Below are 13975 nucleotides of genomic sequence, written 5' to 3'. Positions count from 1 at the left end.
CCGGCACAGCGCCCGCGGGGGGGCCTGCGGGCCGGCTCGCTGCGCGGCGCCGGCGCGGCGGCTGGGCAGGAGTCGTGTCTGCACCGTCCTGAGCGGACTGGTCAGTATTCGGGTGTTCGGAATCGAGCACTGTTGCTCTCCTTCAGCGGCGGGGGTGCGCCGCAAACGTGGCTGCCACAGGCAGCGAAGCCTCATCTGGTCGGGCGCCGCAGCGCTGTCGCCCCCGCGGTCGTCTGGCGTCGCGGTGAGGCTCCATGCGCTTGGCCGGCCTGTCACACCGGTCAGTGGGCACTCGCGGGTCGGGGGTCTGGATGACTCCGACCTGGGTCCAGTATTCCACACTCCCCGGAAGGCTCCCAGCGCATCGGGGTGCGCGTGGCGCGGGCTCAGGCCAACGGGTCGAGGATCCGGGTGCCGTCCCAGGTGCCGTGTTCGAGCCGGTTCAGCAGGGCCGGACTCGTCGTCCGCAGAGAGGGACGCAGCTGTTGCAGCGCCTGGACGACGTCGTCGGGGCGCACCAGCGGCTGGGCGATCGCCGAGACCAGGTCCAGCCCGTCGCCCTGCGCCGACAGGGCGATCACGGCCGGCCGCACGTCGAAGCGGCGCAGCCCGGTCTTGGTCATCCGTTCCACGCCGACCTGTTCGCTGCCCAGCAGGTCGGCCGCGCCGGCCGCCAGCTCGGCCGGGTCGACCCCGGTCATGGTGATCTCCCAGCGGGAGGCGGTGAGCCGGTCGGCGAGGGCCCCCGGCAGGGCCTCGACCACCCGCACCACAACCAGGCCGTCCGGCATGGCCGCGTTCAGCGCGTCCCTGACCAGGGTGGGGTCGAGGACGGCGGCCAGGCCGAGCTCGAGGTACTCCGCCTCGGTCGCGGCGCCGGTCGGCGCCGCGTTGGCGTAGCTGATCCGCGGATGCGGCGAGAACCCGGAGGAGAACGCCATCGGGATGCCCGCCCTCCGCAGGGCCCGCTCCAGGGCCCGTCCGAAGTCGCGGTGGGACGCGAACCGGGCGCGTCCGCGCTTGGCGTACTGCACGCGCAGCCGCTGGACGGGCGGAGCCTGCTGCTCTGGCTGTCGGGAGGGCGTCACGACCGTGCATCCTACGTGGCTGACCCGCCCGAGCCGGTCAGGTGATGCAGAACTCGTTGCCCTCCGGGTCGGCCATCGTGTACCAGCGGTGCGGGCCCTCCGACCCCTCCCACAGGAAGGTCGCCCCGCGGGCGAGGAGGTCGTCCCTGACGGCGTCCAGATCGGTGCCCTCCTTCGTCGCGCGCACGTCGAGATGGACGCGGTTCTTGACCGCTCTCGGCTCCGGCACCGCCATGAAGAGGACCCGCGTGCACGGTGCCCCCTCCGGCGCGTCGGGCAGCGAGATCGCCTGGCCCTCGGCCCAGACCAGCTGTCCGTTGTGGACCCGCGTGTCCGCCTGGGTGGCGTGCCCCTCTGCGACCATCCGGCGGATGAACTCCTCGTCGGTGGGCTCGACCGGCCACCCGAGTGTCTGCGACCACCACTCCGCGAGCACGTGCGGGTCGGCGCAGTCGATCGTCACCTGGAATGTCAACGGCATGGTGCCCCTTCCTCGAAGCTCTTCCTCAGGTCCCGGTCGCTTCCGGAGTACCCGGCGGGCGGGTTCCGTACTCGGCCTCGTGCCAGGCAGCGTAGGCTGCCACGGCGGTGGGCAGGGTCGCGAAGATGCGTTCCTCCCCGACGGCGTCGACGAACCCGGCGGCCTCCAGCTGTTCGCGCACCTCCCATTTCACCCTGGCCAGGGCGAACTCGACGCCCTCGGCGGCGAGTGTGTCGCGGAGCTGGACGAGCACGTCGACCGCGGTGAGGTCGACCTCGATGTTCGCCTCGGCGTTGAGCAGGAACCAGCGCGCCGGAGGGTCCGCCTCACCGACGGCGGCGAGCGCGCGGGTGAGGAAGTCGTCGGCGTTCGCGAAGAAGAGCGGGGAGTCGTAGCGGTAGACCACCAGACCCGGCACCTGGCTCGCCCGCGGGTAGTCCTCGACGTCGTGCATGCCGGCCACGCCGGGAACGTAGCCGAGCACGCCGTCGTGCGGGTGCGCGATCCTCCTGATCAGGTCGAGCAGGGAGAGCGCGACCGCGATCCCGATGCCGTACAGCAGTCCGGCGGCGAGGACCGCGGCGAAAGTGAGCAGCGCGAGGGCCAGCTCGCTGAGCCGGAACCGGGCCAGCCGGCGGAGTTCCGGCACGTCGATCAGGCGCAGCCCGGCGTAGAGCACGACACCGCCGAGGGCTGCCCGCGGGAACGCCGCCAGAACCGGCGAGAACACGAAGATGGACGCCACCACCGTCGCGGCGGCGACCAGAGAATGGAGCTGCGTCCGGCTGCCCGCCGCGTCCGCAACCACCGTGCGGCTCGCCGACGAGGACACCGGGAAGCCGACGAAGAAGCCGTTCGCGATGTTCGCCGCGCCCATCGCCAGCAGCTCGCGGTTGGCATCGACGCGCTCCCCGCGCCGGGCGGCGAACGCGCGTCCGGTGAGGATCACGTCGCTGTAGCCGACCACAGCGATGCCGACGCCGGCCAGGGCGAGTTGCGGCAGGTCGACGCCGCCCGGGTTCGGCAGGACGAGGCGAGGCAGCTCCGCAGGCACCGCGCCGATCACGGCGACGTCGGAGAAGACCGGCCCGCCGAGCGTCACCAGGGCGGCGGCGACGAGCATGACCAGCAGCGCCCCGGGCCAGGTGGGCGCCCACCGCCGCAGCGCGAACAGCACCACGGCCACGCCGACGCCGAGCGTGAGCGTGGGAACGTGGACGGCGCCGGCCTGCGCCACCAGCGACAGGGTTCTCGCCCACGGCCCCTCACCGGAGACCTGCAGCCCGGTGAGGGTCCCGTACTGGCTGACGACCATCAGCACGCCGGTTCCGCCCATGTAGCCGACGAGCACCGGCTTCGACAGCAGGCGGGCGACGAAGCCGAGCCGGGCGAGCCAACCGGCGAGGCAGACCAGGCCCACCGTGACCGCCACCAGGCCCGCCACCTCGACCCGCCGCGGCCCCTCGACCGTCCCCGCCAACGCAGCGATCGCTGCCGCCGTCATCAGCGCCGTGGTCGACTCCGGGCCGATCGACAGCTGGCGGGAGCTGCCCAGCACCGCGTAGAGCACCATCGGCAGGAGCACCGCCCACAGCCCCGACACCGGTGCGAGCCCGACGATCTCCGCGTACGCCATCACCTGCGGCACGAGGTAGGCCGCCACGGTCACGCCCGCGACGAGGTCGCCGCGCAGCCATGCCCGGTCGTAACTGCGGAGCACGGCGAGCCCCGGCACCCACCGCCGCCAGCCGACCGCCTCGTCCACCATGACGACACGCTAACGAACCGGACCCGCCGCTGGACCGGATTGGGAACCGTCCCCTCGATCCCGGCACCCGGGGACCGGATTGGGAACCGTCCCCTCGATCCCGGCACCCGGGGACGGTTCTCGTACCTCCGCGCGGGGACGGACCTCTGGTCCGTGGGCCGGTCGACCTACTTCGCGGTGATCGAGGTCAGCCAGGGGGCGGGAACACCGAGCGCGCTCGTCCACGCTGCGGCCGTCTTCGTCACGCTGGACGTGTCGCCGTTGGCTGCGGTGGCCGTGAGCGTCTTGACCAGACCGCCTGGATAGGTCGCCGTGACCCGGATCGCGATCACCTTCTTCTGGCCGAAGATGCGCGCGACCTTCGTCTGGCTGAGGGTGCGCTTCCAGCTCTGGTAGGGGTTGCCGGGGGCCTCGACCGAGTACGGATCGTCGACGCCGACCAGGTAGCTGATCGGGGTGGTGCCGAAGACGTCGGCGTTGGAGCCCGTGCCCCCGGTCCGGCCGGACGAGGCGAAGTACGGGGTCTCCGCGATCACCCCGGGGCTTCCGGTCGGACGCACGACGTCGACCGTCGTGTCGTGGATGGTGGCGTCGACGGCGTCGAGCCACGGCTGGTTGGCCTTCTTGCCCGCCTTCTTCCACCCGGTGTAGTTCTGGCTGCGCTCGTCGTCGAACACGTGGCAGTCGCAGTCGGCCCGCCCGGCGTCCGCCGGCTGTTCGGAGCTGGTGAGGTGGGACAGGATCTGGGTGATCACCCAGCTGCGCGCGGCGATCACCTGTGCCTGGAGCGCCGCCGCGCCGTCGTTCTTCGCCCAGGACGCCGGCATCTCGTCCAGCCCGTAGAGTTAGTCGGTGTTCATGGCGACCTGGTTGACCACGTTGAGCCGTTTGCCGATCACGGTCGCCTGCAGCGTGCCCGCGTGGTAGCTGCCCTGCGCACCGGACACCGTGGCGACGCCGGAGGTGGAGACCACCAGCCGGGCCGCCTTGACGGTCTTCCTCCCGATCCTCGCCGTGACCTTGGAGCCCTTCACGCCGAGCGTGGCCTTCCCCGCCTTGAAGCTGCCGAGCACCGTGCCGGTCCCGTCGCTCAGTGTGAAGCGTCCGCCGGCCACGGTCAGGGTGGCCTTCTTGCGGTTGTCCGGCTCGGGCCCGAGCACCTGCACCTTGATCGTGCGGGGGTTGTTGACGGCCGACCCCACGGTGGTGCCGGAGTAGTAGTAGCCGAGGATCTGTGCAGCGGTACTGCCCGTCCGTGCCAGCTGGTACGCGCCGTACTGCGACATGCCGACCCCGTGCCCCGCCCCCGACCCGCGGACGACGAACGCGCTCGGCACGGTGACCGCCTGCGCGGACGGGGCAGCGAGCAGCAGGGTCACCAGCCCAGCCGCAAGGCCGAGGACGATCCGGCTCAACGTGCGCACTCCCCCAGCCTGCCACGCCGCGAAGAACCGCGCGGCCGATCCGGCGTCAGCCGACCCTGCGCGGCAGGACGGTGAGTGGGAGCAGCGAGCGGCCGGTGGGGCCGATCTGGATCTCGGTGCCGAACTCGGGGCAGACGCCGCAGTCGTAGCAGCCCGACCAGCGGCAGTCCTCCACCTCGGCACCCAGAACGGCGTCCTGGTAGTCCTGCCACAGCCAGTCCCGGTCGAGGCCGGCGTCGAGGTGATCCCAGGGCAGGATCTCCGCCTGCGGGCGCTCGCGGGTGGTGAACCACCAGATGTCCACGCCGAGCGGGGCGAGCGCGCGCTGCGCCGCAGCCATCCAGCGATCGAAGGAGAAGTGCTCGCTCCAGCCGTCCAGGACCCCGCCGTCGCGCCACACCTCCTCGATGACCCGACCGACCCTGCGGTCGCCGCGGCTGAGCAGCCCCTCGACCAGGCCCGGCTTGCCGTCGTGGTAGCGCATGCCGATCGCCCTGCCGTAGCGGCGGTCGTTGCGGATCTTGTCCTTGAGCAGCCGCAGCCGGTTGTCGATCGTGTCCGGGTCGGCCTGCGCCACCCACTGGAACGGCGTGTGCGGCTTGGGCACGAACCCGCCGATGCTGATCGTGCACCGGATGTCGCGGGTGCCGGCCGCCCGGCGTCCGGCCTCGATGACATGGGCGGCCATGTCGGCGATGCCCAGCACGTCCTCGTCGGTCTCGGTGGGCAGCCCACACATGAAGTACAGCTTCACCTGCCGCCAGCCCTGACTGAACGCCGCGGTGATCGTGTTGATCAGGTCTTCCTCGCTGACCATCTTGTTGATCACCTTGCGCATGCGTTCCGAACCGCCCTCCGGGGCGAAGGTCAACCCCGATCGGCGCCCGTTGCGGCTCAACTCGTTGGCGAGGTCGATGTTGAACGCATCCACCCGGGTACTGGGCAGGGAGAGCGACACGAAGCTGCCCTCGTAGCGGTCGGCCAACTGTTTGGTGACCGGTGCGATCTCGGAGTGGTCGGCGCTGGAGAGGCTGAGCAGGCCCACCTCGTCGAGCCCGGTCGCGGCGATCCCGCCCTCGACCATTCTCCCGATCGTCTCGATGTTCCGCTCGCGCACGGGCCGCGTGATCATCCCGGCCTGGCAGAACCGGCAGCCGCGGGTACAGCCGCGGAAGATCTCCACCGAGTACCGCTCGTGCACGGTCTCGGCCAGCGGCACGATCGGGCGCGCCGGGTAGGGCCACTCGTCGAGCTCCATCAGCGTGTGCTTGGCCACCCTGTCCGGCACGCCCGGCGTGTTCGGTCGGACGGACGCGATCGCTCCGTTCTCGCCGTAGTCGACGTCGTACAGCGACGGGACGTACGCCACCCCGGACCCCGCCAACCGCAGCAGCAGGCCCCTGCGGCCGCCCGGCCGCCCGGACGCCTTCCACTCGCGGACGATCCCGGACACGGTGAGCGCGGCCTCCTCGCCGTCGCCGAGCACCGCGGCGTCGATGAAGTCGGCGATCGGCTCGGGGTTGAAGGCCGCGTGGCCGCCGGCGATCACGATCGGCTCGTCGTCACCGCGGTCGGCGGCGTGCAGCGCCATGCCGGCGAGGTCCAGGGCTTCCAGCAGATTGGTGTAGCCCAGTTCGGTGGAGAAGCTCACCCCCAGCAGGTCGAACTCCCGCACCGGCAGGTGGCTCTCCAGCGTGAACTGCGGCAGGCCGTGCGCGCGCATCAGCTTCGCCATGTCCGGCCAGATCGAGAACGTGCGCTCGGCCAGCATCCAGTCGCGCTCGTTGAGCAGTTCGTAGAGGATCGCCAGGCCCTGGTTCGGCTGGCCGACCTCGTACGCGTCCGGGTACATCAGCGCCCAGCGCACCTCGGCGGCGGCGAAGTCCTTGCTGAAGGAGTTCACCTCTCCGCCGGTGTACTGCACCGGCTTGGTGACCTGGGCCAGCAGGGGCTCCAGGCGCGGGTAGAGCGATCCGATGGTCGTCGTCATGATCTGACAAGCCTAATCAATGCGGCCGGTGACACCGAACCCGCAGGACTACTGACCTGCCGCTGCCCGCCCGACCCGGCGCAGCACCGCGTCGCTGCGCAGTTCACGCAGGGCGTCGCGGGCGATCCAGCGGGCCGCCGGCGAGTCCGGATGGGCGGCGAGGATCCGTTCCGCGCTGGCGATGGCCGCGCTGTGGCAGCCCGACGACCGCTTGCCGACCTGACGCAGCGTCCAGTTGACGGCCTTCTTCACCGAGTTGCGCGCGTCCGTGGCCTCACGCTCCACCGGCACCAGGAAGCCGGCGATCGACCGATCGTCCGCCGCCTTGTCGTGCACGGTGAGGGTGCACGCGACCACGAAGCCCGCGCGTTTGACGAACTCCTCCTCCGCCGCCGTCCAGCCGGCGACCAGTTCGCGGGCGAAGGCTGTGGACGCGAACAGCGCGCAGAGCTGGTCACACACGTCCCAGGAGTCGAGGTCGGACGCCCAGGCGTCGGCCTGGGCGCGGGTGACCAGCGCGGGCACGTCGATCAACCCGGCGAGGATGCGGGCCTCGTGGATGCCGGAGTCCCACAGCAGGGCCGCGACCCGGTGCGCCGCGACGGGGTCGTTCCTGCGGAGCGGACGCTGCTCCTTCGCGATCCCCCGCAGCGCCGTCACCGGGACTCCGAGGGTGCCCTCGGGGTTGATCCCGAACCGCGCCATGCCCGCGACGTTGTCGGGGTTGCGCATCGCCACCAGCCGGGCGAGCAGCGACGCGGCGAGCGTCGCGGGATCGGGCGGACCCGCCACGGGAGGTCAGTCGATGACCGGCGAGTGTGGCGCGACGTTCTCCACGACGATGTCCGCCCTGGCCGCCGGATCGCATTTCTGCAGATAGATCAGCTGGCCCTGGTAGTAGCGCGCGTTGCGTGGGTCCTCCGGGTCGTCGACGATCTTCCCCTGCCGTTCGGACATGCGGTGGAACGACTCCTCGAACGGCACCTCGAGCCAGACCGAGAAGTCCCAGACCTTCTTCCTGCGGCTCGCACACAGCTCGTCACGGTGGATGAACATGCCGTCGATGATCACCACGGCGTCGTCGGGGGCGATCCGCCAGGGCGAACGCACCTCCGACTCGGAGTCGAGGTCGTAGGCAGCCGTGCGGTAGCGACCCGAACCGCCGTGTCCCAGAGGCTCCAGCACCTCGGCGGTGAACCGCTCGTAGTCGTAGCTGTCCTCGAAGTAGCCCTTGGCGGACGCCCTGCCCTGGGCGTACCGCTTCGACTGGGGGTTGAGGTAGTGATCCATCGAGATCCGGATCACCTCGGCCCCGGACTCGCGCAGCAGGTCGGCGAGTTCGTCGGCGAAGGTGGTCTTGCCGGCGCCGTCGACGCCGTCCACACCGATCAGGATGCGCCCCGATCGCGGCCGCACCTGCGCCCGCAGCCACTTCAGGGCAGGGCCCGCATCGAGCCTGTTCATCACGTCGTTGGTCATCTCACGCCCTTGTCAAGCGATCATGTCGAAGACTTCCACCATACCCCGCCGGGGAAAGGAAGGATCCTCACCGCGGCGTGGCGGCCGGAGCCGCGGTCCGCTGGAGCTTCAGTCTGCGTGCCTGCCAGAGCATCAACCCGGCCACCAGCACGACCGCCGCCATCTGCCAGAGGGTCTCCGGGCCGGCGGTGCCCGCCTGCCTGTCGAACAGGCCGCTGATGTCGCTGAACGGCATGAACGCCTCACTGATCATGTTGTTGCACACGTGCAGGGCGATCGAGGCCTCCAGCCCGCCGGTCCGCCAGACCAGCACGGAACTGGTGCCGGCGAAGAGCAGGTAGAAGGCGTTGAGCCAGGGGTCGCCGGCACCGTGCAGCAGCATGAAGACCACGGAGGTCACCGCGGTCGCGACCGCCAGCCCTGCCCTGCGCCAGCTGAACCACGACCCGATGCAGCGGGCGGCGATACCGCGCAGCGAGTACTCCTCCCCCGCGCACTGGAACGGGGTGGTGATCAGGATCGTGAGGATCAGGAACAGCGAGTCGGGATTCCAAGCCAGATCGCCGACGCCGCCGCTGAGCACGATCTCGATGCCCGTCGAGGTCCCCAGCACGAGGAAGGCGATCAGGGCGAACCGTCCGAACAGCCGCCACCGGAAGCCGCCCGCGATCGAGGACAGCCATTTCGGGCGCTGCCCGAACACGGCCCAGCCCGACAGCATGGCGAGCGGCACCCAGACGGCGATGCCGAGGTTGTTCGCGAGGAACAGCATCGGTGTGGTCGGCAGGTTCCCCGACGTCAGGTCGCCGAGGTCGATGCGTCCGTTCGCCACGTCGATGAGCACCAGCATCGAGAGCAGCGTGGTCGCGATCAGGGCGGACGCGCCGAACATCGCGAGTGCGGCCAGCGGTTTCCACCAGCGCAGACGTGGCGTCCGGTAGAACTCGTGGTACTCGCGGGCGACGGTCGGCAGGGCGGACGGCTTGGGCGGGGGGGCGGCCTGCCACGAGCCGGGGCCGTACCCGTAGGGAGGCGGGTAGGGGGCGCCCGGGTAGGCAGGGACGCCCACCGGTGGCGGGGCGTAGCCGCCCACGGGCGGCGGCCAGCCGGGGTAGCCCGGTCCGGGCACCGCGGCCTGCGGCGGGGCTGTCTGTGGCGGGGCGGGCGTGCCCTGCGGCTCGTTCAGCCCAGGCTCGGGAACCACAGCGCGATCTCCCTCGCCGCGGACTCCGCCGAGTCCGACGCGTGCACGAGGTTCTCCCGGTTCGACACCGAGTAGTCGCCCCGGATCGTCCCGGGAGCGGCCACGGCGGAGTTGGTGGCGCCGTTCATCTGGCGCACGACGTCGATCGCGGTCGGGCCCTCCAGGACGAGGGCGACCAGCGGCCCGCTGGTGATGAAGTCCCGCAGCGCCGGGTACCAGGGCTGCTCGACGTGGTCGGCGTAGTGCCGGTCGGCGAGCGCGTGGTCGGCCCGGCGCAGGTCCATCGCCACGATCGAGAGGCCCTTCGCCTCGTAGCGGGCCAGGACGGCACCGGCGAGGCCGCGGCGCACGGCGTCCGGCTTGAGCAGGACGAGCGTCCGCTGCAGATCGGTCATGGCTCGCACCCTACCGTCCGCCACGACCCCCCGGCCCGGACGCACCCGCCTCGGAGCCGCAGCCGCCGGACCGAGCGGTGGACCGAGTGGGGACGGTTCCTTACTCGGTCCTGGACCGAGCGGTGGACCGAGTAGAGAACCGTCCCCTCCTTGGACCACGCTCTCGGGACCACGCCACGTGGACGAGATCAGGCGGGCGGGCCGGCCGGCGGCGTGGTCTCGATCCGGCGGCCCAGCACGAAGCAGACCACCCACAGCAGCGCGAACATGCCGCCGACGGCGAACATCATCGGTGTGGCGAGGCCGAGCCCGATCGCGACGGCCTGGGTGAGCCAGCCCAGGGGGTACCCCACCCTCGTGCGGAGCAGCGCCGCGGCCAGCAGGGCGAGGACGGCGGCCCCCGCACCGAGCAGGAAGGCCGTGGTCACGGCAACGTCGGAGACCTGGATCATGCCGGCGATCGCCAGTCCGAACACGATCGCCTCGAAGGCGAGGATGCTCAGCATCACCCGGCCCATCGGGTTCCCGGTCGCCAGCTTCACGACTCCTCCACGTCCCGCACGAGCAGGGCCCTGGCCTCGCCCGCCGCGTACACGGAGCCGGCGACGAGGACGCCCGCGCCCGGGCCGGCCTCGTCGGCCAGCCGCACGGCCTCCTCGATCGCCTCGGCCATGGACGCGGCCACGACCACCCGGTCGGACCCGAACACCTCCGCCGCCCGCTCGGCCAGCCCCGTCGCAGGCAGGGCCCTGCTGGTCGAGGCGATCGTCGTGCAGACCACCGTGGTCATCGCCTCGGCGAAGATCGACAGCACCCCGTTGACGTCCTTGTCGGCCATCATCGCCACCACCCCGATCAGCGGGGTGAAGCCGAACGCCTCGGTGATGCCGTCGATCGTCGCGCGCGCACCGTGCGGGTTGTGACAGGTGTCCAGCACCACGGTCGGCGACCGACGGACCACCTCCAGCCGCCCGGGGGCCCGGACCTGCTCGAGCCCCTCCGCGATCACCTCCGCGGGCAGCGGCTTGCCGCCGAGGAAGGCCTCGACGGCCGCGACGGCGAGCGCGGCGTTGTGAGCCATGTGCGCGCCGAACAGTGGCAGTGCGAGGTCGCCGAGCGGCCCCTCGGCCGTCTCCAGCCGCAGGATCTGCCCTCCGACCGCGGGGGTGCGGCTGATCAGTCCGAACTCCATGCCCTCGCGGATCACCTCCGCGCCCACCTCGGCGCAGCGGGCCAGCAGGACGCGCGCGGCGTCGGGCTGCTGGGCGGCGAGGACCGCTTTCGATCCGGCCTTGATGATGCCGGCCTTCTCCGCGGCGATCTCCGCCACCGTGTTGCCCAGCAGGTGGGTGTGGTCGAGGTCGACGGGGCAGACCACCGCGACCTGCGCGGCCACGATGTTGGTGGCGTCCCAGCGTCCGCCGAGGCCGACCTCCACCACCGCCACGTCGACCGGGGCGTCCGCGAACGCCGCGTAGGCCAGGGCGGTCATGACTTCGAAGAAGGTCATCCGGACGCCGTCGATGAGCTGGTCGTCGACGAGCTCGACCAGCGGGGCGACCTGCTCGAGGAGTTCGTCGAAACGATCGGCGGCGATCGGCTCGCCGTCGATGCTGATCCGCTCGGTGACCTCGACCAGGTGCGGGCTGGCGTACCGGCCCACCCGCAGGCCCAGCGAGCGCAGCAGCGAGTCGATCATCAGGGCCGTGCTGCCCTTGCCGTTGGTGCCGGCGATCAGGATGACCGGGCAGGACAGCTCGGGCGAGCCGAGCAGGTCGCACAGCGCCTGCACGCGCGCCTGGCTGGGCGCCACCCTGTGCTCGGGCCACCGTGACTGCAGTTCAGCGACGATCTGTGCATGGGTTCGGCTCATAGTGCGCCCAGCCTAACGGCACACCACCGGGGGTCGGGATCGCCCGAACCCCGCTCGATATACTGACGCGGTGTCCGACTCCGCCGCTGCGCCGTTCCGGCGTCCCTGGCCGGAGTGGGTGACACTGGCGACCCGCCTGATCCTCGGTGGGGTCCTGCTCGTCGCCGGCCTGCTCAAGGTGACCCGGCTGGAAGCGTCCGTACAGTCGGTGCGGCTGTACCAGCTCCTCCCCTGGGAGGTCACCGCCGCGGTCGGGTCGGCGCTGCCGATCATCGAGATCGCCACCGGCCTGCTGCTGATCACCGGGACGTTCACCCGGATCTCGGCCGTGATCGGGTCGCTGCTGATGGTGGCGTTCATCGTCGGCATCGCATCGGTGTGGGCGCGTGGCATCTCGATCGACTGCGGATGCTTCGGCGGCGGCGGCGAGATCGACGCCTCGAAGACCCAGTACCCGCTCGAGATCGCGCGGGACACCGGCCTGCTGCTCGCCGGGGCATGGACGGCGTGGCGACCGCGGTCGCCCTGGGCGGTTGACAACTGGCTGTTCGGTCCCGTGGACGCGGGCGATTCCCTCTCCATCGACGAAGACGACAAGGAGCCCACCAGATGAGCCAGAACAACCGCGAACGGCTGCGCCAGGCCCAGGCCGCGGCAGCCAGACAGCAGCGGCTGACCAGGATCATCGGTGTCGGCGCCGCCGTCCTCGCCCTGGTGGTCGTGGGCGTGATCATCGGCGTGGTGGTGCAGCAGCGGAACACCACCGCCGCGTCGGACGCGGCCGCGATCACCCCGCCCAACGCGACATCCGACGGCAAGGCCATCGTCCAGAACCCCGGCAAGGCGAAGGACGGCGCGCCGGTCGTCGAGCTGTTCTTCGACTACCAGTGCCCGGTCTGCAAGCAGTTCGAGAGCGCGTACGGCAGCGCCCTGACCGCCCTCGCCGCGTCCGGTGACATCGAGCTCCACTACCGCAACATGACCTTCCTCGACCAGAACCTGAACAACGACGCCTCCACCAGGGCCGGCATCGCCGCAGCCTGCGCGGACGTCGTGGGCGCGTACTCCGACTTCCACAACGCGATCTACGCAAACCAGCCCGCCACCGAGGGCGCCGGGTACACCGACACCGTGCTGCGGGACACGATCCCCGCATCGGTCGGGCTGACCGGCACCGACCTGGCCACCTTCCAGTCCTGCTACGACAACCAGTCCACCAAGTCGTTCGTGAACGGGACGAACGAGTTGGGCCAGCAGGACATGCTGTCGATCAACAAGCAGGTCTCGACCCCGACCGTTCACGTCAACGGCAAGGATCTCCCGATCAACACGATCGCCGAAGTCTCCCCGGATGACCTTGGTGAACTGATCACGAAGAACGCCTGACCCAGCCGTGCCCGGAGAGAGCCAGCGCCAGCGGATGCGCCAGGCGCAGTTGGCCAACCAGCGCGCGGCGCGACTGCGCCGAATCATCATCGCCGGGTCGCTGGTCCTGGCCGCCGTCCTGATCGCCGTCATGGCGGTCGTGTTCGTCCAGCAGTCGCAGCGCACCGCCGCGGACGCGACGGCCTCGGCGACGGCGGGCATCCCCTACCCGCCGAACGCCACCGAGGACCGCGCCGGGATCGTGGTGAACTCCAACGAGGGCAAGCCCGTGGTCGGCCTCTACTTCGACTACCAGTGCAAGGGCTGCTACCAGTTCGACTCCAGCTTCGGCGCTGCCCTGAACATCCTCGGCCAGACCAAGGCGATCACGCTCGTCTACCACACCCGGGTGTTCCTCGACCAGGGCAACGCGGACGGGCTGTCGCACAAAGCCGCCATCGCCGCCGCCTGTGCGGACGTGGTCGGCTACTACGAGGCCTACCACGAGGCGATCTGGGCGGCGGCGGCGGACGGGCCGTACACCGACCAGCTGTTCCTGGAGACCATCCCGGACAAGGTGGGGATCGCCAGTGCAGACCTGACCGCGTTCCGGGCCTGCTACAGCAACGGGAACCTGAAGGCGTTCGTCCAGGGCGTGGAGGACGCCGCGACCAAGGCCGGCCTGACCGAGACCCCGCTGCTCACCGTCAACGGCAAGGCGATCCCCAACAGCGACTTCACCGGCAAGAGCGGCGACGACCTCAAGAAGATCATCGACGACGCCGCCAAGGGTTGATCCCCACTCCTCCGGCCGGTCGGAATCCGGGCCGCCCACGACCGGCTGAGAGTCCGACGAGCCGGCGGGTGCGGGTGGCGGATTCTGCTCTCGCGGGCGGGCTCAATAGGAT

At 70.9% G+C, this 13975-nt stretch carries 15 protein-coding genes; 3 read left to right on the top strand and 12 right to left on the bottom strand.

Annotated features, from left to right (window positions below):
• Window positions 1-386: 386 nt before the first annotated feature.
• The 12 genes from QM633_RS11670 to QM633_RS11615 form a co-directional block, all read right to left on the bottom strand.
• Window positions 387-1088 carry a TIGR03936 family radical SAM-associated protein gene (locus QM633_RS11670; protein WP_415153929.1) on the bottom strand — a complete coding sequence of 234 codons (702 nt, stop codon included), beginning with the start codon at window positions 1086-1088 and terminating at the stop codon, window positions 387-389.
• Window positions 1089-1125: 37 nt separating this feature from the next.
• A complete protein-coding gene (locus QM633_RS11665) occupies window positions 1126-1569 on the bottom strand; it encodes a VOC family protein (protein ID WP_415153928.1) in 444 nt (147 codons plus the stop codon).
• A 25-nt stretch (window positions 1570-1594) separates the two neighbouring features.
• The gene (locus tag QM633_RS11660; protein WP_415153927.1) at window positions 1595-3337 is read right to left on the bottom strand and encodes a SulP family inorganic anion transporter; all 1743 of its coding nucleotides are present in this window, start codon (window positions 3335-3337) and stop codon (window positions 1595-1597) included.
• A 167-nt stretch (window positions 3338-3504) separates the two neighbouring features.
• A complete protein-coding gene (locus QM633_RS11655; RefSeq protein ID WP_415153926.1) occupies window positions 3505-4164 on the bottom strand; it encodes a SpoIID/LytB domain-containing protein in 660 nt (219 codons plus the stop codon).
• 18 nt (window positions 4165-4182) lie between these two features.
• On the bottom strand, window positions 4183-4761 hold the full coding sequence (locus QM633_RS11650) for a hypothetical protein (protein WP_415153925.1): 579 nt from the start codon (window positions 4759-4761) through the stop codon (window positions 4183-4185).
• Window positions 4762-4807: 46 nt separating this feature from the next.
• The gene (locus QM633_RS11645; protein WP_415153924.1) at window positions 4808-6751 is read right to left on the bottom strand and encodes a TIGR03960 family B12-binding radical SAM protein; all 1944 of its coding nucleotides are present in this window, start codon (window positions 6749-6751) and stop codon (window positions 4808-4810) included.
• A 48-nt stretch (window positions 6752-6799) separates the two neighbouring features.
• The gene (locus QM633_RS11640; RefSeq protein WP_415153923.1) at window positions 6800-7543 is read right to left on the bottom strand and encodes a DNA alkylation repair protein; all 744 of its coding nucleotides are present in this window, start codon (window positions 7541-7543) and stop codon (window positions 6800-6802) included.
• A gap of 6 nt (window positions 7544-7549) precedes the next feature.
• Window positions 7550-8230: a uridine kinase gene (locus QM633_RS11635; RefSeq protein WP_415153922.1), complete on the bottom strand. Its 681-nt coding sequence runs from the start codon at window positions 8228-8230 to the stop codon at window positions 7550-7552.
• A gap of 67 nt (window positions 8231-8297) precedes the next feature.
• Window positions 8298-9434 carry a lysostaphin resistance A-like protein gene (locus QM633_RS11630; protein ID WP_415153921.1) on the bottom strand — a complete coding sequence of 379 codons (1137 nt, stop codon included), beginning with the start codon at window positions 9432-9434 and terminating at the stop codon, window positions 8298-8300.
• On the bottom strand, window positions 9413-9829 hold the full coding sequence (gene ndk, locus QM633_RS11625) for a nucleoside-diphosphate kinase (protein WP_415153920.1): 417 nt from the start codon (window positions 9827-9829) through the stop codon (window positions 9413-9415). The genes QM633_RS11630 and ndk overlap by 22 nt, the downstream gene beginning before the upstream one ends.
• Window positions 9830-10017: 188 nt before the next feature.
• A complete protein-coding gene (locus tag QM633_RS11620) occupies window positions 10018-10371 on the bottom strand; it encodes a DUF4233 domain-containing protein (RefSeq protein ID WP_415153919.1) in 354 nt (117 codons plus the stop codon).
• Window positions 10368-11702, bottom strand: a complete 1335-nt coding sequence (locus QM633_RS11615) for a bifunctional folylpolyglutamate synthase/dihydrofolate synthase (RefSeq protein WP_415153918.1) — start codon at window positions 11700-11702, stop codon at window positions 10368-10370. The genes QM633_RS11620 and QM633_RS11615 overlap by 4 nt, the downstream gene beginning before the upstream one ends.
• Window positions 11703-11772: 70 nt before the next feature.
• Here QM633_RS11615 and QM633_RS11610 point away from each other — a divergent pair, with 70 nt between their 5' ends.
• The 3 genes from QM633_RS11610 to QM633_RS11600 are packed head-to-tail and all read left to right on the top strand — an operon-like array spanning window position 11773 to window position 13863.
• Entirely contained in the window at window positions 11773-12315 is a 543-nt protein-coding gene (locus QM633_RS11610) for a DoxX family protein (protein ID WP_415153917.1), read from the top strand.
• Window positions 12312-13088 carry a DsbA family protein gene (locus QM633_RS11605; protein WP_415153916.1) on the top strand — a complete coding sequence of 259 codons (777 nt, stop codon included), beginning with the start codon at window positions 12312-12314 and terminating at the stop codon, window positions 13086-13088. Before QM633_RS11610 ends, QM633_RS11605 begins: the two co-directional genes overlap by 4 nt.
• 7 nt (window positions 13089-13095) lie before the next feature.
• Window positions 13096-13863 (top strand): DsbA family protein, encoded by a 768-nt coding sequence (locus QM633_RS11600; RefSeq protein WP_415153915.1) that lies wholly within the window; start codon window positions 13096-13098, stop codon window positions 13861-13863.
• Window positions 13864-13975: the final 112 nt, after the last annotated feature.

Origin of the sequence: Propionicimonas sp., from assembly GCF_047606205.1 — a bacterium.
Taxonomy (GTDB): Bacteria; Actinomycetota; Actinomycetes; order Propionibacteriales; family Propionibacteriaceae; genus Propionicimonas.
The sequence above is the reverse complement of the archived record's forward strand: the minus strand, read 5'-3'. Positions and strand labels throughout refer to the sequence as shown.